Source organism: Parazoarcus sp. PS-13 R2A, assembly GCF_057621855.1.
In genome coordinates this window covers 99,537-120,780 of record NZ_JBYEXN010000008.1, presented here as the reverse complement: position 1 = coordinate 120,780, position 21,244 = coordinate 99,537, and the positions used below count along the sequence as shown (strand labels likewise).

General features: G+C 64.3%; 16 protein-coding genes. 5 read left to right on the top strand and 11 right to left on the bottom strand.

The annotated features are described in order from the left end of the window. Positions 1 to 79: 79 nt before the first annotated feature. The 6 genes from AC22G6_RS09635 to AC22G6_RS09610 all read right to left on the bottom strand — a co-directional run bounded on the left by AC22G6_RS09635 (position 80) and on the right by AC22G6_RS09610 (position 6,943). Positions 80 to 724 carry a 3'-5' exonuclease gene (locus tag AC22G6_RS09635; RefSeq protein WP_487366605.1) on the bottom strand — a complete coding sequence of 215 codons (645 nt, stop codon included), beginning with the start codon at positions 722 to 724 and terminating at the stop codon, positions 80 to 82. Beyond that, positions 721 to 2,619, bottom strand: coding sequence for a DUF294 nucleotidyltransferase-like domain-containing protein (locus tag AC22G6_RS09630; protein WP_108975386.1), 1,899 nt, complete (start codon positions 2,617 to 2,619; stop codon positions 721 to 723). The genes AC22G6_RS09635 and AC22G6_RS09630 overlap by 4 nt, the downstream gene beginning before the upstream one ends. 101 nt (positions 2,620 to 2,720) lie before the next feature. Continuing rightward, positions 2,721 to 4,310: a methyl-accepting chemotaxis protein gene (locus AC22G6_RS09625; protein WP_487366604.1), complete on the bottom strand. Its 1,590-nt coding sequence runs from the start codon at positions 4,308 to 4,310 to the stop codon at positions 2,721 to 2,723. Between the two features lie 257 nt (positions 4,311 to 4,567). Beyond that, entirely contained in the window at positions 4,568 to 5,995 is a 1,428-nt protein-coding gene (locus AC22G6_RS09620; RefSeq protein ID WP_108948516.1) for a PhoH family protein, read from the bottom strand. A 22-nt stretch (positions 5,996 to 6,017) separates the two neighbouring features. Continuing rightward, positions 6,018 to 6,473 (bottom strand): peroxiredoxin, encoded by a 456-nt coding sequence (locus AC22G6_RS09615; protein ID WP_108948515.1) that lies wholly within the window; start codon positions 6,471 to 6,473, stop codon positions 6,018 to 6,020. Between the two features lie 89 nt (positions 6,474 to 6,562). Then, a complete protein-coding gene (locus AC22G6_RS09610; protein WP_108948514.1) occupies positions 6,563 to 6,943 on the bottom strand; it encodes an Mth938-like domain-containing protein in 381 nt (126 codons plus the stop codon). 160 nt (positions 6,944 to 7,103) lie between these two features. Here AC22G6_RS09610 and AC22G6_RS09605 point away from each other — a divergent pair, with 160 nt between their 5' ends. The 3 genes from AC22G6_RS09605 (at position 7,104) to AC22G6_RS09595 (ending at position 10,540) form a co-directional block, all read left to right on the top strand. Continuing rightward, entirely contained in the window at positions 7,104 to 8,402 is a 1,299-nt protein-coding gene (locus AC22G6_RS09605; protein ID WP_108948513.1) for a pyridoxal phosphate-dependent aminotransferase, read from the top strand. Between the two features lie 44 nt (positions 8,403 to 8,446). Next, complete coding sequence (locus tag AC22G6_RS09600; protein WP_108975381.1) at positions 8,447 to 9,754, top strand: homoserine dehydrogenase; 1,308 nt, start codon at positions 8,447 to 8,449, stop codon at positions 9,752 to 9,754. Positions 9,755 to 9,850: 96 nt separating this feature from the next. Beyond that, entirely contained in the window at positions 9,851 to 10,540 is a 690-nt protein-coding gene (locus tag AC22G6_RS09595) for a VIT1/CCC1 transporter family protein (protein ID WP_108948511.1), read from the top strand. 41 nt (positions 10,541 to 10,581) lie between these two features. Here the strand turns inward: AC22G6_RS09595 and AC22G6_RS09590 are convergent, their stop codons facing one another. Both AC22G6_RS09590 and AC22G6_RS09585 read right to left on the bottom strand, forming a co-directional pair. Beyond that, the gene (locus AC22G6_RS09590; protein WP_159098210.1) at positions 10,582 to 10,869 is read right to left on the bottom strand and encodes a hypothetical protein; all 288 of its coding nucleotides are present in this window, start codon (positions 10,867 to 10,869) and stop codon (positions 10,582 to 10,584) included. A 142-nt stretch (positions 10,870 to 11,011) separates the two neighbouring features. Beyond that, positions 11,012 to 12,031, bottom strand: coding sequence for a zinc-binding alcohol dehydrogenase family protein (locus AC22G6_RS09585; RefSeq protein WP_487366603.1), 1,020 nt, complete (start codon positions 12,029 to 12,031; stop codon positions 11,012 to 11,014). Between the two features lie 109 nt (positions 12,032 to 12,140). Between AC22G6_RS09585 and AC22G6_RS09580 the strand changes: the two genes are divergently transcribed. Next, positions 12,141 to 13,046: a LysR family transcriptional regulator gene (locus tag AC22G6_RS09580; protein ID WP_487366602.1), complete on the top strand. Its 906-nt coding sequence runs from the start codon at positions 12,141 to 12,143 to the stop codon at positions 13,044 to 13,046. 63 nt (positions 13,047 to 13,109) lie between these two features. Here the strand turns inward: AC22G6_RS09580 and AC22G6_RS09575 are convergent, their stop codons facing one another. From AC22G6_RS09575 to AC22G6_RS09565, 3 genes are all read right to left on the bottom strand, one after another. Next, positions 13,110 to 14,264, bottom strand: coding sequence for an NAD(P)/FAD-dependent oxidoreductase (locus AC22G6_RS09575; RefSeq protein ID WP_487366601.1), 1,155 nt, complete (start codon positions 14,262 to 14,264; stop codon positions 13,110 to 13,112). A 94-nt stretch (positions 14,265 to 14,358) separates the two neighbouring features. Then, complete coding sequence (locus AC22G6_RS09570) at positions 14,359 to 17,538, bottom strand: error-prone DNA polymerase (RefSeq protein WP_487366600.1); 3,180 nt, start codon at positions 17,536 to 17,538, stop codon at positions 14,359 to 14,361. Positions 17,539 to 17,645: 107 nt separating this feature from the next. Next, on the bottom strand, positions 17,646 to 18,608 hold the full coding sequence (locus tag AC22G6_RS09565) for a 2-hydroxyacid dehydrogenase (RefSeq protein WP_487366599.1): 963 nt from the start codon (positions 18,606 to 18,608) through the stop codon (positions 17,646 to 17,648). A 785-nt stretch (positions 18,609 to 19,393) separates the two neighbouring features. Between AC22G6_RS09565 and AC22G6_RS09560 the strand changes: the two genes are divergently transcribed. Continuing rightward, positions 19,394 to 21,196 carry a M61 family metallopeptidase gene (locus AC22G6_RS09560; RefSeq protein ID WP_487366598.1) on the top strand — a complete coding sequence of 601 codons (1,803 nt, stop codon included), beginning with the start codon at positions 19,394 to 19,396 and terminating at the stop codon, positions 21,194 to 21,196. Positions 21,197 to 21,244 lie beyond the last annotated feature (48 nt).

Sequence of the window (21,244 nt, the reverse complement as noted above, 5' to 3'; positions counted from 1 at the left end):
GCGGTGCCTGTAAACCGCGAAGATGACGCAAGACTACCCGGTGGCCCGAACCGGCACGATGAGTGCGCGGCGCAGCGCGTCAGGTGTGGCGCTGCAGCTGGCGTCGCGCCCGTTCCATCTCGACCAGCGCACGTGGTGTACTGACGCCTTGTGCCAGCGCACGGGCCTGCGCGGCAAGCATGAGCTGGGCGATCACGAATGCGTCGCCGAGCGCATGATGGCGCTGGAAGGTCTCGATGTCGAAGGCTTCCATCCAGTCGGCAAGCCGCGCGTTGCGGTTGATCCTGTCGGGGAAGAGCGTCGGCAGCAGGATGAAGAGATCGAGCCAGATCAGCTCCGGAACGAAGCCGAGGTGGGTGTCGAAGGCGCGCTCGAGCATGCTGCGGTTGAATCCCGCATTGAAGACCACCAGCGGTTCCTTGCCTGCAAACCTGAGCAACTCGGCCAGCGTTGCCGCGGGGTGCGGTTCCAGGGACGCGTAGAAGCTGTCGTCGGGGGTGAGGATGCCTTCGTTGAGTCCGATCGCGGCAACCGACAGCAGGGTGTCGTGATCGAGGTTGAGACCGCTCGCCTCGGTATTGACGATGGTGTATCTCGCTTCGAAATGCGGGCGGTTGGGGTCGCAGGCGGGGAGGGCTTTCCAGTCCGCTATGGTCTGCAGCACGTTGGTGTCGGGGCTTGTGGCGCCGTCGCGCCCGCCCATGAGTTTTGCCAGCCAGTTCATAGCTGGTAATCCAGTTTGAGGCGCAATTGCAGCTTGCGTGCCTGGCGGAAGGCTTCCTTGAGGATGCGACGGTCGAGTTCGTTGAGCGTCTCGGGGTTCACCTTGTTGTCGGTGACGTCGTCGTGCTCGGTATCGAGATGCTGCGAGCGCAGGCGCAGAAGCTGGATGAAGTGAAAGCCGTCGATGATGGCCGACACTTCTTCGTTGGGCACGCCCATCTTGACCGCTGCCCGTCGCAGGCGCTGGACCGTGCTGCTCGATTCGGCGCCGGTGCGCAGTGCAAGGATGCGGGCGACGTCGACGAAGAGGCGTGCGCCGGACTTCTTCAGGTCGATCATGCCGTCATCGTCGAGCACGAAGTCGCGGATGCGGCCCAGCGGCGGCACGACCTGCAGCGCATTGCTCGCCATCATGCGCTGGAAGGTGGCGTTCGATTTTGCGCTCTTGTTGAGCCAGGCGCGCAGGTGGTCGCCCAGCCGTTCGTTGCCGTAGAGGACGCGGAAGTCGAAAAAGATGGACGCATTGAGCAGGGCTTGCGGATCGGGTTCGCGAATCCAGCTGCCGAAACGACTGCGCCATTCGTCCAGCGTGAGGCACAGGTCGGGATTGCTCGCCATGATGTTGCCCTTGCACAGCGGGAAACCGCAGGCGGCAAGATTGTCATTGACCTCGCGCGCAAACTTGACCAGCCGGACCCGCAGTTTCTCGAGCTCCTGCAGCTCGGGGCAGACCCAGATGATGCCGTTATCCTGGTCGGTCGACAGCGTCTGCTCATGTCGCCCCTCGGAGCCGAAGGACAGCCACGCGAAATCAATGCCGTACAGGTCGTGATGTTCAAGTGCGAGGCTGATGATGCGGCGCGTCAGCGCATCGTTGAGCGCGGAGATGAACTGCGTGAGCTGTTCGGCGCCGATGCCCTGGGCGATCAGGTTCAGCGCCAGCTGACGGATGTCCTGGCTTGCGCGTTGCAGCGCTTTGGCGTCGGTCGCACTCTCGATGCCGGCGCGGATCTGACGCAGGCTGATGCGTTGCAGGGAGAACAGATCGCGTTCCGACACCACGCCTTGCAGCCTGCCATCGGCGTCGATGACCAGCAGGTGGCGAACGCCGTGGGTTGCCATCGCGAGCGCGGCATCATAGGCCGAAGCCGTGCTGAGCAGCTCATGCGGATTGGCGGTCATGACCTCGCTGATCGGGAGGGACAGGTCTACGCCGGGCAGCAGCAAGCGTGGCAGAAGGTCGCTCTGGGTGAGCACCCCGAGCGGACGCTGCTCGGCATCGGCGATGACCATGCAGCCGATGTGAAGCTCTGCCATCTTTTCCAGGGCTTCACGGGTGCTGCAATCCGGGCCGACGAAGACCGGCTCCTGCTTGACCAGCTGGGCCAGCGGCGTGGTCATGGTCTGCTGTTCTGCCGCACGCTGCGAGAAGGTGGTCTGGAGCTGCTGCCGCGACTGATTGAGCAGACTGGCAATGTACTGGGTGCAGAACAGATGGAAGACCGGGCTCATCTGCATCAGCTGCATGAAGTCGTCGGCGGTGATCTGGAAGCAGAAGCTGTCTTCGACCGCAACGTAGGCGTTGGTCGAGGGCCGGCTGGCCGAAATGGCGCCGATCGGGAAGCACTCGCCGGGGCCCATCGACATGCTGGCGTATTCGGTGACCACGGTTGCGCCGGTCTGACGCGACTGCACCTTGCCGCGCTGGATGATGTAGAAGTGCCTCGCCTGCCCCATTTCCGGGGTCAGAATCTCGCTCCCGCGCGCATGGAAAGCCAGCGCAGCCCGTTGCGCCAGAAACGCCAGCGCTTCCGGCTCCATCCGGTTAAAGGGGGAGAAGCGCTTCAGGAAGTCTGAGCTGGCGCCGACCAGCATGTCGGGGGCTGTAACAGTCATGGCCTGTGAATCAGATATCAATCGCCGGATTATAGGCTTTGACCCGGCACCCCGGCACTGATCTGCGACAAGCCCGGGTGCCTGAGCGGATTGCGAGCGCCTCAGATCCGCTGTTCGAAGTGCGCCACCAGCAGTTTGAGCTCGCGTGCAGTGTCTTCCAGGCCTGCCGCAGCCGCTTCGACGTCGGCCACCGTGCCGAGATTGCGCTCGGTGATTCCACTCATGCGCTCCATGATGCCGGCGACGTCGGTCGACGCCTGTTGCTGTTGCGACAGCATGTGCTTCACGTCCTCGGCATTCGATGACACGGCCGTGTTTGCAATCGAGATCTGCTCGAGTTCGCCGGCAAGCGTCTGAATCGCCTCGACGCTGCGACTCACGCCGGACTGAAGGCCGGCCATGCTCTCGGTGACGCTGGACTCACGCTCCGCGATCTCGGTCACCAGGCGGGCAATGTCTTCGGTGCTGCGCTGGGTCTGACCGGCCAGTTCGGTGACTTCGCCCGCCACCACCGCAAAGCCGCGGCCCTGCTCGCCTGCACGGGCGGCCTCGATCGCCGCATTGAGTGCGAGCAGGTTGGTGCGCTTGGCAATGCCGCTGATGGCCTCGGCAACCGCACCGATCTTCTTCACCGACGCCCCCAGTGCCGCCATCATGCGCTGGTTCTCCTCGACGGCGGACACCACCAGGCGCGTGTTCTCGGCTGCTAGCGACATGTTGCGTTGCCCGTCCTGCGTGATCTTCAGCGCCTGACCGGCCTGTTTGGCGCTGTCTTCGGTTGCGCTGGCGATTTCGCCTACCGATACCGCAAGCTGCTCCATCGCCGCGGCGGAGGACGACACCTGATCCGCCTGATCGGACGAGCCCTGATGCAGTCTGTTGGCCCCCTGATGCAGCGCGCTTGCTTCCGCTGCAGTGTCGCTGGCGGATGCAACCACGTCGCCGATCAGGGCGCGCAGGCTCACCTGCATCGAACGCAGGGCCGTGCGCAGATCGCGGACTTCGCGGCAGCCGGCGTCGTCGACCTCGGCCTTGAGATTGCCTTCGGCAATCTGGCGGAACAGGCCGAGCATGTTCTTCAGCGGCGTGACCACGGCTGTCTTGATCGACATCCACAGCGCGAGAGCGAGCGCCGCCTGAACGCCCAGCAGCGCAAACCCCACCCAGCCGTCCACGAAGGCCTGAGCCGCGGCCAGTGCAAGGATCAGCGCGAGGCCGGCAGCACTTGTTGCGCCGAGCGACACGCCTCCACCAATGGCGGTCGGCTGCAGTGTCTGGCGGCCTTCACTGACTGCACGGTAGAGGGCTTCCGCTTCGCTTCGTGCCTGCTGACTGGGCGCGCTGCGTACGGACATGTAGCCGATGTGCCGACCGTCATCGGTTACCGGGGTGATGTAGGCGTCCACCCAGTAGAAGCCCCCGGACTTGGTCCTGTTTTTCACCATTCCGCGCCATGGCGCACCCGCTGCGATGGTTCGCCAGAGGTCGGCGAACGCAGCCCTGGGCATGTCGGGATGACGAACGATGTTGTGGTTCGAGCCGATGAGCTCTTCGCGGCTGTATTCGCTGATCTGGACGAAGGCCGGATTGGCGTAGGTGATGACACCCTTGAGATCGGTCTTGGTGACGATGGGGCGTCGCGGGTCGAGAAAGGATTCCTTCCCCGCTGCTCTGGTGTTCGTAGTGCTCATGGGGCGCGCTTCCGTATTGGCGGAGGGCCCGGCAACCCATGCCCGGCCGGGGCCTGGCAGCAGTTGTCGAGCGGGCATGTCTGGTTAACGGCGTGATGCCGGCAATACTTGAATCTTCATCGGGGCAGCATCCCACAAGGGCGCTGTCGATGCGTGTCCGTGCGCTAAACGCGGGCGCAAACGGAACCGGGGTCACCCAGGCCTGAGCGCCTTCGCGCCCGGCCCGGGTGACCCCGGGTTGTGCCTTACCGGCTGACTTAGAGCACTTCTGCGGCGTGGTCGGCGAGGCGGGAGCGTTCGCCGCGCTGCAGGGTGATGTGGCCCGAATGCAGCCAGCCCTTGAAACGATCGACCGCAAACGTGAGGCCGGACGAGCCTTCGGTGAGGTAGGGCGTGTCGATCTGGGCGACGTTGCCCAGACAGACCACCTTGGTGCCGGGGCCGGCGCGGGTGATCAGGGTCTTCATCTGCTTGGGCGTCAGGTTCTGCGCTTCGTCGATGATCAGGAACTTGTTGATGAAGGTGCGCCCGCGCATGAAGTTCAGGCTCTTGATCTTGATCCGGCTGCGGATCAGGTCACGTGTTGCGGCGCGACCCCAGTCGCCACCTTCGCCCGTCGTGCCGTTGAGCACGTCGAGGTTGTCCTCGAGCGCGCCCATCCACGGCGCCATCTTCTCTTCCTCGGTGCCGGGCAGAAAGCCGATGTCCTCGCCCACCGGCACGGTGACCCGGGTCATGATGATCTCGGAGTAACGCTTGGTCTCGAGCACCTGGGTCAGACCTGCTGCCAGCGTCAGCAGCGTCTTGCCCGTGCCGGCCTGGCCGAGCAGGGTGACGAAATCGATCTCGGGGTTCATCAGCAGGTTGAGCGCGAAATTCTGCTCACGGTTGCGCGACGTAATCCCCCAGATGTTGTTCTTCTGGTGGCTGTAGTCGGTGAGGGTTTCCAGCACCACGACGCGACCGCTTTGCTCCTTCACCAGCGTTTCGAGCGGTGTTTCGCCATCCTGGTAAAGGAATTCGTTGACCTGCAGGTCTGCAGTCAGCGGGCCCTGCAGGCGGTAGTAGGTGTGGCCGTCGTTCTTCCACGACTCCATGCCCTTGGCGTGGGTCTCCCAGAAGTCCGCGGGCAGTTCGCGCGTGCCGGTGTAGAGGAGATCGGTATCCTCGAGCACCTTGTCGTTGAAGTAGTCCTGCGCCTCAAGGCCGAGCGCGCGGGCCTTGATCCGCATGTTGATGTCCTTGGACACCAGGATCACGCCACGGCCGGGTTCCTTTTCGGCCAGGAACATGACGACAGCCAGGATCTGGTTGTCGCCCTTGGCCGTGGGCAGCGCTGCCGGCAGGGTGACATTGATCGCTTCGGTCTGCAGGAAGAGCTTGCCGGTCGCGAGGTCGCGCGACGGGCCCTTGAGCTCGATCCCCGCCTCGATGCCGTCGGGCGAGGCGGTGACGATCTCGTCCATCATGCGACTGGCCTGGCGGGCGTTGCGCGCGACTTCGGACATGCCCTTCTTGTTGTTGTCGAGCTCCTCGAGCGTCATGATCGGCACGTAGATGTCGTGCTCTTCAAAACGGTAGAGGCTGGTCGGGTCGTGCATCAGCACGTTGGTGTCGAGGACGAAGAGTTTGGTCTTCGGGGCGGCGCGGCGGCGGGTCGTCTTTTTCGTAGTGGCAGCTGGCATTTTCGAGGACCTTTGGGCGGGATCAGAGCGACTGGACAAAAGCGAGGACTTCCTCTGCATGGCCGGGTACCTTGACCCCGCGCCACTCGCGCGCCACCGAGCCGTCGGTGGAGAGCACGAAGGTGCTGCGCTGAATGCCGCGCACCTGCTTGCCGTACATGTTTTTCATCTTGATCACGTCGAAGATGGTGCAGGCGGTTTCGTCGGCGTCCGAGATCAGCTCGAACGGCAGTTCGAGCTTGGCCTTGAAGTTTTCGTGTGACTTCAGGCTGTCCCGGGAAATGCCGAACACTTCACAACCGGCCGCCGCAAACGCTGCGTGCAGCGCGCCGAAGTCCCGCGTTTCGTTGGTGCAGCCGGGCGTGTTGTCCTTAGGATAAAAGTACAGCACGACTTTCTTTCCGCGCAAAGCCGACAAGCTCACAGTCTGGCCACTGGTGGCGGGAAGACTGAAATCGGCGGGGGGGATTGCTGTCATTGCGTCTCCTGTCGTGGGTGTTGGCGCAGCGTACCGGACAGAGGGTATTCATGACAATTACCGCAGGATGACTGGGCGTCGCCGCAGGCTTACTGTGCAGGGTCGAAGAGCAGGGCGGCTGCCACCGAACGCCCCTCGCCGACGAGGACGTTGTAGGTGCGGCACGCAGCGGGCAAATCCATGATTTCGAAGCCAATCCGGGCGTCGATGAGCGGGCGCAGCAGGGCGGGCGACGGGAAGCGCTGGCGCGCGCCGGTTCCGATGAGCACGATTTCCACGTCCACCGAGCACACCTGAGCGAGATCGTCGGCACTGAGTCCGGCAAAGCCGCCCGGCGCCCAGTCGGCGACGATGCGCTCGGCGGTGAGGATCAGGTTGCCATCGTGGCGGACCTTGTTGATCAGGACATGGTCTGCACCGTAGCCGGTCACGGTGTTGATGCTGTCAGGCTGGTCTTGATGTAGCTTCATGGCTTTACATTCGAGAAGTAGGTCGGGGCAAATTGCCGCGCCGGGGCGGCGGGGCTAAGATAGCAACCTTTTCTCCATTTGCGCGAGCAGGACTTTCCTGTCACAGGTGGCGAACCGGCGCTCCGCGGTATTCCGGGGGCAGACATAAAGGACGAAGGACATGAAAGCGGCAACGACTTTGAATCTGGCAACGGCACCCACGGAACCTGTGCTCCGGGCCGAGGCCGCCGCTGCGCGTCCGATTCGCAAGTCTGCCAAGCTCGCCGACGTCTGTTACGACATCCGCGGGCCGGTGCTCGTTCGCGCCAAGCAGATGGAAGACGAAGGTCTCAAGATCATCAAGCTGAACATCGGCAATCTGGCCGCGTTCGGCTTCGACTCGCCTGAAGAAATCCAGATGGACATGATCCGCAACCTGCCCAATTCGGCAGGCTATTCGGATTCGAAGGGCATCTTTGCCGCGCGCAAGGCAGTGATGCACTACACGCAGCAGAAGAACATCAAGAATGTAGGAATCGAGGATATCTACATCGGCAACGGCGTCTCCGAGCTCATCGTCATGGCGATGAATGCGCTGCTCAACGCCGGTGACGAGGTGCTGGTGCCGGCCCCCGATTACCCGCTGTGGACCGCTGCGGTGAGTCTGTCCGGCGGCAAGCCGGTGCACTACATGTGCGACGAGGCTGCAGGCTGGCTGCCCGACATCGAAGACATGCGCGCCCGGATCACCCCCAATACGCGGGCGATCGTGGTCATCAACCCGAACAACCCGACCGGCGCGGTGTATCCCGATTCGGTGCTGAAGCAGATCGTCGCGCTCGCACGCGAACACGACCTGATCCTGTACTCGGACGAGGTGTACGACAAGGTGCTTTACGACGGCATCGAACACACTTCGCTGGCTGCGCTGTCCGAAGACGTGCTCACCATCATCTTCAACGGCCTGTCGAAGAACTACCGCTCCTGCGGCTATCGCGCCGGCTGGATGGTGGTGTGCGGTGACAAGCGTCATGCACAGGATTACATCGAAGGCCTAAACATGCTGGCCTCGATGCGACTGTGCGCCAACGTCCCCGGGCAGTACGCCATCCAGACTGCGCTAGGCGGCTATCAGAGCATCAACGACCTCGTGGCCGAAGGCGGGCGCATGCGCCGTCAGCGTGACCTCGCCTGGGAGCTGATCAACGCCATCCCGGGGGTGAGCTGCGTCAAGCCGCAGGCCACGCTCTACATGTTCCCGAAGCTCGATCCGAAGGTCTATCCGATCGTCGACGATCAGGCCTTCATCGCCGAACTGCTCGAGGAAGAGCGCGTGCTGCTGGTGCAGGGCACCGGCTTCAACTGGCCGCAACCAGACCACTTCCGCCTCGTCTTCCTGCCGCATGAAGACGACCTGCGCGACGCAGTCGGGCGCATTGCCCGCTTCCTCGAAAACTATCGCAAACGTCACGGCACCTGAGCCGTGGTGTTCCAATTCTTCAACGACCAACACGGAAGCACTGAATGAAACCGATCAACGTGGGCCTGCTGGGCATCGGTACCGTCGGCGGCGGCACCTTTACCGTCCTCAAACGCAACGAAGAGGAAATTACCCGTCGCGCAGGTCGGCCGATTCGTATTACCACGGTGGCGGACAAGAACCTCGTTCTCGCGCGCGAAGTCGCGGGTGACGACGTCAAGCTGACCGACGACGCCTTCTCCGTGGTCACCGACCCCGAAATCGACATCGTCATCGAGCTGATCGGTGGCTACGGTGTGGCGCGTGAACTCGTGCTCAAGGCCATCGAAAACGGCAAGCATGTGGTTACGGCCAACAAGGCGCTGCTCGCCGTGCATGGCAACGAGATCTTCGCCGCAGCCCAGGAAAAGGGCGTGATGGTGGCGTTCGAGGCCGCAGTGGCCGGTGGCATCCCCATCATCAAGGCTCTGCGCGAAGGCCTGTCGGCCAACCGCATCCAGTGGCTGGCGGGCATCATCAACGGCACCACCAACTTCATCCTGTCCGAGATGCGCGACCGCGGGCTGCCGTTTGCCGAAGTGCTCAAGGAAGCGCAGGCGCTGGGCTACGCCGAAGCGGACCCCACCTTCGACATCGAAGGCGTCGACGCCGCGCACAAGGCCACCATCATGAGCGCCATTGCATTCGGTATCCCGATGCAGTTCGACAAGGCGCACATCGAGGGCATCACCAAGCTCGAGTCGATCGACATCAGCTACGCCGAACAACTCGGCTATCGCATCAAGCTGCTCGGCATTGCCAAGAAGCGTGACGATGGCGTCGAGCTGCGCGTGCATCCGACCCTGATCCCCGAGAAGCGTCTGATCGCCAACGTCGAAGGCCCGATGAACGCAGTGCTGGTGCAGGGCGATGCCGTTGGCGCCACCCTGTATTACGGCAAGGGCGCCGGCGCCGAGCCGACCGCTTCGGCCGTGATCGCCGACCTGGTCGATGTCACCCGCCTGCACACCGCCGATCCCGAGCACCGCGTGCCGCATCTGGCCTTCCAGCCCGATCAGGTGCAGGACCTTTCGGTGCTGCCGATCGACGAGATCATCACCTCCTACTACCTGCGCATGCGGGTCGAGGACCAGCCGGGCGTGCTGGCCGACATCACCCGCATTCTGGCGGACAGCGACATCTCGATCGACGCGATGATCCAGAAGGAACCGGCCGAGGGCGAGTCGCAGACCGACATCATCATGCTCACGCATCAGACGGTGGAGAAGAACGCCAACGCAGCCATTGCCCGCATCGAGGCACTGGATGTTGTCGAAGGCAAGGTCACCCGACTTCGTCTCGAAACGCTCTGATCTGAGTCCCCGAACCGCGCCCCAGGGCGCGGTTCTGCTTTCTGGCGCCACTTTTTCTGACGGCATGCGGTCCATGCCGTGCGTGGAGCGACCCGCATGCGACATGTAGAGAAGCATCACACCCAACGCATCGGCTGGCTTCGAGCGGCGGTGCTCGGTGCCAACGACGGCATCGTGTCCACCTCCAGTCTCATCCTTGGCGTGGCAGCGGCAGAGGCGTCCTCCTCCAGCATCCTGATTGCAGGTGTGGCCGGCATGGTCGCCGGGGCGATGTCGATGGCCGCAGGTGAATACGTTTCGGTGAGCTCGCAGTCCGACACCGAACGGGCCGACATCGAGCGTGAGCGCAGGGAGCTCCTCGCTGACCCCGAGCACGAGCTGATGGAGCTGACCTCCATCTACGTCGGGCGCGGGCTCGACCGCGAACTTGCGGGGCAGGTCGCCGCCCAGCTGATGACCCATGATGCGCTCGGCGCCCACGCACGCGACGAACTCGGCATCTCGGATACGGTCACGGCGCGGCCGGTTCAGGCTGCGCTGTCTTCGGCCGCAGCGTTCTCGGTCGGGGCGGCGCTGCCGCTGCTCGTGGTGTTGCTGGTGCCGGTGTCGGCGCTGATGTGGTCGGTATCAGGCAGTTCGCTTCTTTTCCTTGCCCTGCTCGGGGCGCTTGCGGCCAATGCGGGCGGGGCGCCGGTTCTCACCTCAGTCATCCGCGTCGGTTTCTGGGGCGCACTCGCCATGGCGCTGACCGCCGGGGTCGGTGCCCTGTTCGGCGTCATGGTCTGATCCTGCCCGGCGGAGCAGGACGGGCCGGCTGAGCCCCCGCTTCAGGCGGACGGTTTGGGGCAGTGGCTGGTGACCCGCTCCATTTCGTGTGTCGCGAGTCCGACACTGGTTGTGGCGTTGCCCTCGCCGGTGCTCCACCACATCGACACCCAGGCGCGGCCGTCTGCATCGAAGCGTTCGATCTCGCAGATCGCGCCCAGCATGAATTCGAACATCTCGCGTTCATCGTCGTCGATGTCGGAATCCATGCTGATGCTGAGAATGCGAACCTCATCGCCGATCTGGACAGGGTTTCCGTGCTTGTCGGTACGGCTGGCAAGTGCCTGCATGATGCGCTCCATTTGGTCGCGAGGGCGCAGACGCCTGCACCCCTCCCGTGACCCGGAAAGCATGATGAGTGCCAGATCGATGCTTTGCACCCGTCGATCCGCCGAACCGTCGAGCCGGTCAGGCCCGCGTTCGGGCCCTCGTTTAGCCGCTGAAGCCCTCGAGCACGATCTTTCCACGCGCCTTGCCGGACTCGAGCAGCGCATGTGCCCGTTTCAGGTTGGCGGCGTTGATGCTGCCGAAGTGTTCGGCGGCCGTGCTGCGGATCGTGCCGGCGTCGACCAGGCGGGCCATTTCGTCGAGCAGGCGGTGCTGGGCGATCATGTCCTCGGTGCCGAACATCGAGCGCGTAAACATCAGTTCCCAGTGCAGCGACACGCTCTTGCGCTTGAGCAGGCGGACGTCGATGGGTTCAGGGTCGTCGATGAGACCGAACTTGCCCTGCGGCGCGATGGCTTCGACGATGTGCGGGAAATGCTGGTCGGTCTTGGTCAGGCTGACGACGTGGGTCACCTGGTCAATGCCGATGCGCTTGAGCTCTTCGGCGAGCGGACGGGTGTGATTGATGACGTGATGCGCGCCCAGTTCGCGTACCCAGGCCTCGGTCTCGGGCCGCGATGCGGTGCCGATCACCGTGGCGCCGGTGAGACGACGGGCGAGCTGGGTCATGATCGAACCGACGCCGCCAGACGCGCCAATGATCAGCAGACGCTCGTTGGTCGGCGTGGTGTCGGCCTTCAGGCGCAGACGGTCGAAAAGCATCTCCCACGCCGTGATCGAGGTCAGCGGCAGGGCCGCGGCCTGCGCGAAATCGAGCGATGCGGGCATGTGACCGACGATGCGCTCGTCCACCAGGTGGAGTTCGGCATTGGTGCCCGGACGGGTGATGTCGCCAGCGTACCAGACGCGGTCACCGACCTTGAACTGCGTTACGTCAGGACCTGTTGCACGCACAACCCCGGTGGCATCCCAGCCCAGCACTTTCCATCCACCGGCCTCTGCGCTGGCGTTGGCCCGGACCTTGGTATCCACCGGATTGACCGAAATGGCCTTGACCTCGACCAGCAGATCGCGACCGGTGGCAACGGGTTCGGGCAGGACGACATCCTGCAGGCCGTTTTCATCGGTGATCGGGTGGGCGTTCTGATAGGCGATGGCTTTCATGCTGATTCCTTCTTCGTGATCGGTGCGTTGCGAATGCCTGGATGATGCACGACTTCATTGCGCGGAAAAACGCCGATAATGAAGAAGGTATTTCAAACAAGATTTGATAATGATTGCGCTCAAGGATCTCGAAATCTTCGTCCGTACCGTTCAGGGCGGCAGCCTCAGCGCCGCGGCGCGCATGATGGACATCACCCCGGCTGCGGCAAGCGCCTCGCTTAAACGGCTCGAAACCGATCTCGGCGTGCGGCTCTTTGTGCGCTCCACAAGGAGTCAGCGACTGTCGCAGGAGGGGGAAGCCTATCTGCAGCATTGTCTGCAGGCGCTGGAGTTGCTTGATCAGGGCAGACGCGCGGCAACGGCCGGACAACTCGAACTCAGTGGCAGCCTGCAGCTATCCATCCCGTCAGACATCGGGCGGCGTCTGCTGTTGCCGTGGCTGGACGAGTTTGTTGCGGACTATCCGCGCCTGCAGTTGCGGGTGCAGGTGTCGGACCGGGTTGCGGATGTGTTCCAGCAGCCGGTGGATATCGCGATCCGCTACGGCAATCCGCCGGACTCGAGGATGGTGGCCTTGCCCCTCGCGCCCGGCAACCGGCGGGTGTTGTGCGCATCGCCGGCCTATCTCGAACGTCATGGCAGGCCCGAGACGCCTGCCGATCTCGTTCGCCACAACTGCCTGTGCTTCATGCTCAGCGATCAGGTGCACGATCGCTGGCGCTTTTCACGTGATGGCGAAGAGAGCCTGGTCAACGTCAGGGGCAACCGCATCGCCGACGATGGCGAGACGGTGAGGCGCTGGGCCGTGGCCGGGCATGGGATCGCCTACAAATCGCGGCTCGACACCGAGCAGGACCTGCGCGATGGGCGCCTGGTGGCGCTGTGTACTGCATGGTCGGGGGAGTCCAGCCCGCTCAACCTGCTGTGTGCCAGCCGGCGCCAGATCGGCCCTGCGGTGCAGTTGCTGCGCCATCATCTGCAAGGGCGGATCGATCAACTGGCGGCGGGTGCTTGATGCCAGCCCGCTGGTGAGCGTGCGCGCTGCGGGCGGCAGTGCGCCCGGTAGCGTGAGGGGCACTTACTGCGCGTTGCGGATGCGGGCAAGTCCGAGCGCGGCCTCGCTGATCCCTTCGGTCGCAATGTGGGCCGGCAGCGGCAGCTGTCGCACCAGCGCTGCGCAGGCTTCACCCATTGCAGCGGCGGTCTGGATGCCGTAGCCACCCTGTGCGGCCACCCAGAAGAAGCCGGGCACCCGATCATCGAAACCGCCGACCAGCCCGCAGTCGGAAGCGAAAGTGCGCAGGCCGGCCCACGGGGTTCGCGGGCGGCTTGCGTCCAGCGTGGTCATCTCTTCGACGCGGTACATCGCCAGGGCAATATCCAGCTCTTCGGGCTGTACATCCTGCGGCGGCACCGGGTCGGCATTTGCGGGTGAGGCGAGCAAGGCGCCTGCATCGGGCTTGATGTACCAGTCCTCCGCTGCGCCGAGCACCATCGGCCAGTGTGCGGTGGGCATGTCGGCGGGTGCGGGCAGGATGCAGGCCGTGCGCCGCTTGGGTATCAGCCCCAGCGGTGCGACACCCGCCAGCCCGGCGACGATGTCGGCCCAGGCGCCGGCGGCATCGATCAGCACCGGTGCCGTCCACGTGCGTGTGCCGGCGCTAAGGGTCCAGACCTCGCCGCTGCGCTCGACGGCGCTGAGCTCGGCGTCGCACACGACCTGACCGCCGGCGTGGCGTACCCCCTTGAGAAAGCCCTGATGCAATGCGTTGACGTCGATATCGAAGGCGCCCTCTTCATACACCGCAGCCGCGACCTGCGACGGACGCAGGGCCGGCACCATGGCGCAGGCCTCGGCCGCAGACAGACGGCGGGCCGTGGATGAGGTGGCCTGCAGCTCGCGCCAGAAGTCATCGAGGTGTGGCAACTGGTCCGGTGTGGCCACGACCAGCACCCCGCGCGGGCTCAGCAAGGGGTGGCCGGTGAAGCCTGCAGGGGGCGACTGCATGAAGGACAGGCTTGCGCGGGTGAGTGCCCGCACCTGAGCGTTTCCGTAACTTGGCACGAAGATCGCGGCGGAGCGTCCGGTGGCGTGATAGCCGGGCTGCGATTCGCGTTCGAGGATGAGGACGCGGCCGAAGGGCGCCAGCCAGTATCCGATCGAGGCACCGGCAATGCCCGCGCCGACAATGATGAAGTCCGCATCGGTTCGAGCCTGCGTTTCCGAGTTCACTGTTGTCCCTGTTGTGTGCAAAGGGTGAACTCTGGCGCAGATCCGGAGCCGCGTCCAACGTCATGGATGCGGCGCGGAGCCCCCCGGGGCTGCCTCAATGGAAGTCCCTGCTGTGGGTCTCGAGCTCGCCGAGCAGGGCGGAGTGGTCGACCACGCGGCCGGCGATGAGGTGCACCACCTGGCCCTGGCGGCTGATCTGTCCGTACACCCCCAGCAGCTTCGCTCCCAGAAGCTGCCGGCGCTGACGTTCGACCAGCTCGGGGCGAACGATGATGTTGATGAGGCCGGCTTCGTCTTCCAGGGTGATGAACATCGTGCCATTGGCGGTGCCGGGGCGCTGGCGGCAGGTCACGATGCCGGCGGCGCGGGCGAGCATGCGGTCGGGGCAGTGCATGATCTCGGTGGCGTCCAGAAAGCGCATGCCACGCAGGGTTGTGCGCAACAGGCTCAGCGGGTGGCTGCCTAGGGTGAAACCGAGTTTGTTGTAGTCGGCACGCAGATCCTCTGCTTCCGAGGGCGGGGCGAAGCGTAGTGCGGTTTCGTAGCCGGCTGCGCCTTTGAGCATGCCGGGCAGCGGGCTGTTGCCGGTGGCCTGCCACAAGGCCTGGCGGCGGTTGCCGGCCAGTGATTTGAGAGCGTCGGCCGCGGCCAGGCGTTGCAGGGTGGCGGCATCCAGGCCGGCGCGCGTGGCGAGGTCGGCCACGTCGGCAAAGGGCCGTGTGGCACGGGAGGTGGCAATGCGGGTAGCGGTCTCGGTGCCGAGCCCGCGGATCATGCACAGGCCCAGACGCACGGCAGGGTTCGTGTGTGCACGATCAGGACCGGCTGCTTCATCGTCAATCGCCTCCAGTGTGCATTCCCTGTCGCTGGCATTGACGTCCGCGCTGCGGACCTCGACCTGATGGCGGCGTGCGTCCTGGATCAGTTGCGAGGGCGAATAGAAGCCCATCGGTTGGCTGTTGAGCAGGGCACACAGGAAGGCTGCGGGTTCGAAGCATTTGAGCCAGGCCGAGGCATAGACCAGCAAGGCGAAGCTGGCCGCATGGGATTCCGGAAAACCATAGCTGCCGAAGCCTTCGATCTGCTTGCACAGGCGTTCGGCAAATTCGGCTTCGTAGCCGTTGGCGGCCATGCCTTGCAGCAGCTTGTTGCGGTAACGCTCGAGTTCGCCCTTGCGCCGCCATGCGCCCATCGAGCGGCGCAGCTGATCAGCCTCGCCGCCGGTGAAGCCGGCCGCCGCCACCGCGAGCTGCATCACCTGCTCCTGAAAGATCGGCACCCCCAGCGTGCGTTCCAGCACGGCGCGGATCTCATGCCGCAGACCGGCCATCGGGTCTTCGCCGCGGGCCTTGCGTGTGCGCGCTTCGAGATAGGGATGAACCATGCCGCCCTGGATCGGGCCCGGGCGCACGATGGCGACCTCGACCACCAGGTCGTAGAAACGCGTCGGCTTGAGCCGTGGCAGCATGGTCATCTGCGCGCGGGATTCGATCTGGAACACGCCAATGGTGTCGGCGCGCGACAGCATGGCGTACACCGCTTCCTCCTCGCGCGGAATGCTGGCCAGGCTGAGCGGGGTGCCACGCCAAGTCGATACCATGTCGAGCGCACGGCGCAGTGCGGAGAGCATGCCGAGCGCGAGCACGTCGACCTTGAGCAGGCCGAGGGTGTCGAGATCGTCCTTGTCCCACTGCAGCACGGTGCGGTCGGGCATGGCGGCGTTTTCGATCGGGACCAGCTCATCGAGCCGGCCGCGCGCAATCACGAAGCCGCCGACGTGCTGCGACAGGTGGCGCGGAAAGCCGATCAGGGCGTGGGTGAGCGACAGCAGCTGGATGAGCTGCGGGCTGTCGGGATCGAAGCCGGCCTCGCGGACCCGCTCGGGAATGATCTGTCCGTCGTCGAACCAGTAGCGGTCGCGGGTCAGGCGCTCGATCTGTGCGGCTTCGAAACCCAGCGCCCGACCCACATCGCGCAGCGCGCTGCGCGAGCGGTAGCTGATGACGGTGCCGGCCAGCGCGGCACGCTCACGGCCGTACTTGCGATAGATGTACTGGATGACCTCTTCGCGGCGCGAGTGCTCGAAGTCGACGTCGATGTCGGGCGGTTCCTGGCGCTCGCGCGAGATGAAGCGTTCGACCAGCATGATGCCGAGCGAAGGGTCAACTTCGGTAATGCCCAGCGCCCAGCACACCACCGAGTTGGCAGCGGAGCCGCGCCCCTGGCACAGGATGCCGGCACTGCGGGCAAAGCGGACGATGTCGTGCACGGTGAGGAAATACGCCTCATAGGCGAGCTCGCCGATCAGGGCGAGTTCGGTCTCGATCTGGTGACGAACCCTGGCGGGCGCCGGGTCGTCTTCTGCATTGGCTGTGCAGGCGAGGGCGTGTTCGGCCGAGGCTGCCTTGCGGTAGCGCCAGCGCAGCCCCGCTTCGACCAGCTTGCGCAGCCAGGAGGCGGGCGTTTCGCTCACTGGGACGAGCTCTTCCGGATACTCGTAGCGCAATTCGTCGAGCGTGAAACTGCAGCGTTCGGCGAGTACCAGGGTTTCGGCCAGCAGATCGGGTGGAAAGCGGCGCCCGAGCACTTCACGCGCCTGCAACCGGCGCTCGGCATTGGCGGCGAGCGCAAGCCCGGCATCGGCCACGGTGGTGAGCCGGCGCGTCGCTGTGAGTACATCGGCCAGCGGGCGGCGGCTGGCGTCGTGCATCAGCGCGCCGGTGCTGGCGATGAGGCGCAGGCCGGTGCGTGCGCCGATCAGGCGCAGTTGCGTCAGACGGGTGGCGTCGCGGCCGTCGAGCGTCTGCATGAAGGCCATCCAGGCTGCACCGGGAAACCACCTGGCGAGCCAGTGGGCGGCGGCCTCGGTGCTTTCGTCGGGCAGGTCGGGTGACAGCAGCACGGCCAGGCAATCGTCCAGCCCGTGTTCGAGATCGCTGCGCAGCAGCCGGTAATGCCCCTTGTCGGCGGCGCGGCGGCCGCGGGTGATCAGCCGCGAGAGCTGACCGTATCCCTTGCGCGTGCAGGCCAGGAGCACCAGCGCCGGGCCATCCTCAAGCCGGATCTCGCTGCCGATGATGAGCCGCACTGGCAGCGCATGTTCGCGAATGCAGCGATGCGCCCGGACAACCCCCGCCAGCGAACATTCATCGGTGATGGCAAGCGCCTCATAACCGAAGGCCGCCGCCTGCGTGGCCAGTTCTTCGGGATGCGAAGCGCCACGCTGGAAGCTGAAGTTGGACAGGCAATGGAGTTCGGCAAAGCGCGGGATCATGTGTGGACTGTAAATAAATACAGTCGTAACGGCAATCCACATGGTTCCGTGTGGCGCGGGCCGCCGGACCCGCGCGCACCATCCTGCTCAGCGAGGCCGTATCCGTCTCACGCAACCCGACGCAGCGCGTTCCCCGACCTGAACGCGTGCGTGTTTTCGACCAGCTGATCGACGATGCGCTGACGTGCCTCGCGGCTGCCCCAGGCGCTGTGTGGCGTGACGATCAGGCGTGGTACGTCGTCGGCCAGCAGGGGGTTGCCAGCGACCGGGGGCTCCTGAATCAGCACGTCGGTTGCGGCGCCGCCGAGATGTCCGCGTCGCAGCGCATCGGCCAGCGCCTGCTCTTCAACCAGTCCGCCACGCGCAGTATTGATCAGGAAGGCGCCGGGTTTCATCAGTGCGAGCTCGCGTGCGCCGATCAGATTGCGGGTTTGCTCGGTGAGCGGGCAGTGCAGCGTGAGCGCATCGACTTCGGGCAGCAAGGCATCCAGGAACAGACGATCCGCCTTCGGCGGACGCCCAGGAAGATTGCCGACCACCACGCGCATGCCCAGTGCCTCGGCCAGTCGCGTTACTGCGCCGCCGAGCTCGCCCTGGCCAAGCACGCCAAGGGTCTTGCCCGCCAGTTCGACAATCGGAAAATCGAGCAGACAGAAATGCTTTGCCTGCTGCCAGCGGCCCGCTTTCACCGCAGCCTGATAATCCGGTAGCCGGGTCGCCAGCGCCAGCAACAGCATCAGCGTGTGTTGCGCAACGGTGGCGGTGCCGTAGCCCTGACAGTTGAACACGGCAATCCCGCGTGCCTTCGCCGCGTCCAGATCCACGTTGTTCAGACCGGTCGCGGAAACCAGCACCAGTTCAAGCTGCGTGCAGGCTGCAAGCACTTCAGCCGTCAGATTGACCTTGTTGACGATCGCGACCTGTGCCCCCTGCAGTCGGCTGATCACCTGCTCAGCCGGGGTGTGCTCGTAGGCCTCAAAGCCAGAAAATGCTTCCCGCAGCGAAGTCAGGTCGAGATCGTTCTGGTCGAGCGGGGTGATGTCCAGGAAGACGGCTTTGAATGGGGGCATCGATCTGTACCTTTGTGAAATTCCGTGCCGGATTATCTGCCAAGCGCGCTGCACCAACAAAGCGCTGGTCGGATGAAGGCGGGCCGGGATGTCATCGCACGGGTTTCGGAGAGACGACCGGTGCCGCGCAGGCAGGAATCGATGCCGACCTTTTTTTGATCAACTGTGTTTATCCACGACTAAGGTGAATGAAGCTGTGGACAAGGTGTGGGGGAGTCCGCAACGGCCTTGAATCAACAGGCTTTTCGAGGCTCGCCTAAAAATGAGGCAGTCCCATGAAATGGTGGTTTCAAGACCGTTTCCGGGCCTTGTCTGCGATCTGTCCACTGTTTTCTGCTGCGGTTTCTACGTATTTTCTGCGCGGCCTGTGGATTGTGTGTTCGATCAGTCCTGTTTATCCCCGTGCGACGTGGGTGAAGCTGTGGACAAGGTGTGAGGGAAGCCGAAACCTCCTTGAATCGAAAGGGATTTCATTGTCTGCCTAAAAATGAGGCAAGTCCGGGAGAAGCGGCGCTCAGACCTGTTTTCCGGCGAGCTTCGACGTTTGTCCAGTGTTTTTGGTGGCGATCCGCACGAATTTTCCGCGTGGGGTGTGGAAAACAGGTCCGACCCATCGGGTTTATCCCCGAAGGCCGTGGGCGAAGCTGTGGACAAGGTGTGAGGGAGCGTTCAAACGCCTTGAAGCAACAGGACTTTTGCGTGCTGCACAATAAATAGGCAGCTCCTCGCAAAGCGCCTAAAATCGTGACTTCTCCGTTTTCAGGCTGCTGTCGCCCGTCCTGCCCATGACTGCCCCGATCCGCTATTTCATCCGCCCCTCGCGTCCTGAAGCCCATGTGTTCGAGCTGCGCTGCACGGTCAGTGATCCGGACCCCGCAGGCCAGCGTTTCAGCCTGCCGGCCTGGATTCCGGGCAGCTACATGATTCGCGAGTTCGCGCGCCACGTCGTGAGCCTGCGTGCCGAGTCGGGAGGAAAGGCTGCGAAGGTCGAGAAGCTCGACAAGCACACCTGGCTCGTTACCGGGCTGGTTGCAGGAAAGCCGCTGACGGTGTTCTACGAAGTGTATGCATGGGATCTGTCGGTGCGTGCGGCGCATCTTGACCAGACGCACGGCTTCTTCAACGGCACCAGCGTGTTTCTTGCGGTGGAGGGGCGCACCGACCGGCCCTGTCTGGTCGAGATCGAGAGTCCGGAAGGCATGGCCTATCGCGACTGGAAAGTGGCGACCGCGCTGCCGCGTGCGCGTGGCGAAATCGGCGCGGCGCTCGCTTACGGGTTCGGGCTGTACCGGGCGGAGAATTACGACGAACTGGTCGATCACCCGGTCGAGATGGGCACATTCACGCTTGCCGGTTTCGAGGCGGGCGGGGTGCGCCACGACATCGTGCTCACCGGTCGCCACGACTGCGATACCGAGCGCCTTGCAGCCGATCTCGAACACATCTGTCAGTTCCAGATCGAGCTTTTCGGTGCGCCGCCGCCAATGGACTATTACGTCTTTCTGACGCAACTGGTCGGCGACGGCTACGGCGGGCTGGAACACCTCGCATCCACCGCGCTGCTGGCCAGCCGGGCAGACCTGCCGTGGAAAGGCATGACCGGTCTGCCCGACGGCTACAAGACCTTCCTTGGCCTGTGCAGCCACGAATATTTCCACACCTGGAACGTCAAGCGCATCAAGCCCGCCGCCTTCGTGCCCTACGACCTGGCGGTCGAAAACTACACCCGGCTGCTGTGGGCCTTCGAGGGCTTCACGTCCTATTACGACGATCTCGTGCTGGTGCGCTCAGGCGTGATCTCGCCGGCCGACTATCTTGGACTGGTGGGCAAGACGGTTTCTGCCGTCCTGCGCGGTCCAGGTCGTCATCGGCAGAGCGTGGCGGAATCCTCGTTCGAGGCCTGGAGCAAGTACTACCGGCAGGACGAAAATTCGCCGAACGCAATCGTCAGCTACTACGCCAAGGGGTCGCTGATCGCACTCGCGCTCGACCTGCAGCTGCGCAGCGAGACCGGCGGCAAGCGCAGCCTGGATGACGTGATGCGGCTGCTGTGGCAGCGCCATGGACAGACCGGCGTCGGTGTTGCCGAGGACGGCATCTTTGCCATCGTCGAGGAGGTCGGTGGCAAGGATTGTGGCGCACGGCTGGCGCGCTGGCTGCGCAAGGCGGTCGAAGGAACGGACGACCTGCCGCTGGCTCGCCTGCTCAAGCCCTTCGGCGTGGCGTATCAGCCCGAGGCGCCGGGCGCGAAGCCAACGCTCGGCATCAAGCTCGCGGGTGGAAACGGAAAGGGCGAAGCGAAGATTGCGACCGCGTATGACGGCGGCGCGGCTCAGCTCGCCGGGCTGTCAGCGGGTGATGTGCTGCTCGCCATCGACGGGCTCAAGGTCAGCGCTGCCAACCTCGACAGCATGCTCGAGCGTCATCAGGCGGGTGATTCAATCGAAGTCCACGCCTTCCGCCGCGACGAGTTGATGTGCTTCGACGTCGAACTCGCAGCGGCCGCAAGTGACGCGGTCAAACTGGCCGTGGACGAGAAGGCTGCAGCGTCGGTGCGCCGTCTGCGGAAGGGCTGGCTGGGGCACTGAGTCTGACGTGATCCGACGGGGCACCGCGCCCGCTGCGGGTCACCGCGT

Coding starts and splice junctions, on each gene's coding strand:
- AC22G6_RS09560 (WP_487366598.1), top strand. CDS start 19,394: ATGACTGCCCCGATCCGCTATTTCATCCGCCCCTCGCGTCCTGAAGCC.
- AC22G6_RS09565 (WP_487366599.1), bottom strand. CDS start 18,608: ATGCCCCCATTCAAAGCCGTCTTCCTGGACATCACCCCGCTCGACCAG.
- AC22G6_RS09605 (WP_108948513.1), top strand. CDS start 7,104: ATGAAAGCGGCAACGACTTTGAATCTGGCAACGGCACCCACGGAACCT.
- AC22G6_RS09620 (WP_108948516.1), bottom strand. CDS start 5,995: ATGCCAGCTGCCACTACGAAAAAGACGACCCGCCGCCGCGCCGCCCCG.
- AC22G6_RS09590 (WP_159098210.1), bottom strand. CDS start 10,869: ATGCAGGCACTTGCCAGCCGTACCGACAAGCACGGAAACCCTGTCCAG.
- AC22G6_RS09635 (WP_487366605.1), bottom strand. CDS start 724: ATGAACTGGCTGGCAAAACTCATGGGCGGGCGCGACGGCGCCACAAGC.
- AC22G6_RS09625 (WP_487366604.1), bottom strand. CDS start 4,310: ATGAGCACTACGAACACCAGAGCAGCGGGGAAGGAATCCTTTCTCGAC.
- AC22G6_RS09615 (WP_108948515.1), bottom strand. CDS start 6,473: ATGACAGCAATCCCCCCCGCCGATTTCAGTCTTCCCGCCACCAGTGGC.
- AC22G6_RS09600 (WP_108975381.1), top strand. CDS start 8,447: ATGAAACCGATCAACGTGGGCCTGCTGGGCATCGGTACCGTCGGCGGC.
- AC22G6_RS09630 (WP_108975386.1), bottom strand. CDS start 2,619: ATGACTGTTACAGCCCCCGACATGCTGGTCGGCGCCAGCTCAGACTTC.
- AC22G6_RS09580 (WP_487366602.1), top strand. CDS start 12,141: ATGATTGCGCTCAAGGATCTCGAAATCTTCGTCCGTACCGTTCAGGGC.
- AC22G6_RS09585 (WP_487366603.1), bottom strand. CDS start 12,031: ATGAAAGCCATCGCCTATCAGAACGCCCACCCGATCACCGATGAAAAC.
- AC22G6_RS09610 (WP_108948514.1), bottom strand. CDS start 6,943: ATGAAGCTACATCAAGACCAGCCTGACAGCATCAACACCGTGACCGGC.
- AC22G6_RS09570 (WP_487366600.1), bottom strand. CDS start 17,538: ATGATCCCGCGCTTTGCCGAACTCCATTGCCTGTCCAACTTCAGCTTC.
- AC22G6_RS09595 (WP_108948511.1), top strand. CDS start 9,851: ATGCGACATGTAGAGAAGCATCACACCCAACGCATCGGCTGGCTTCGA.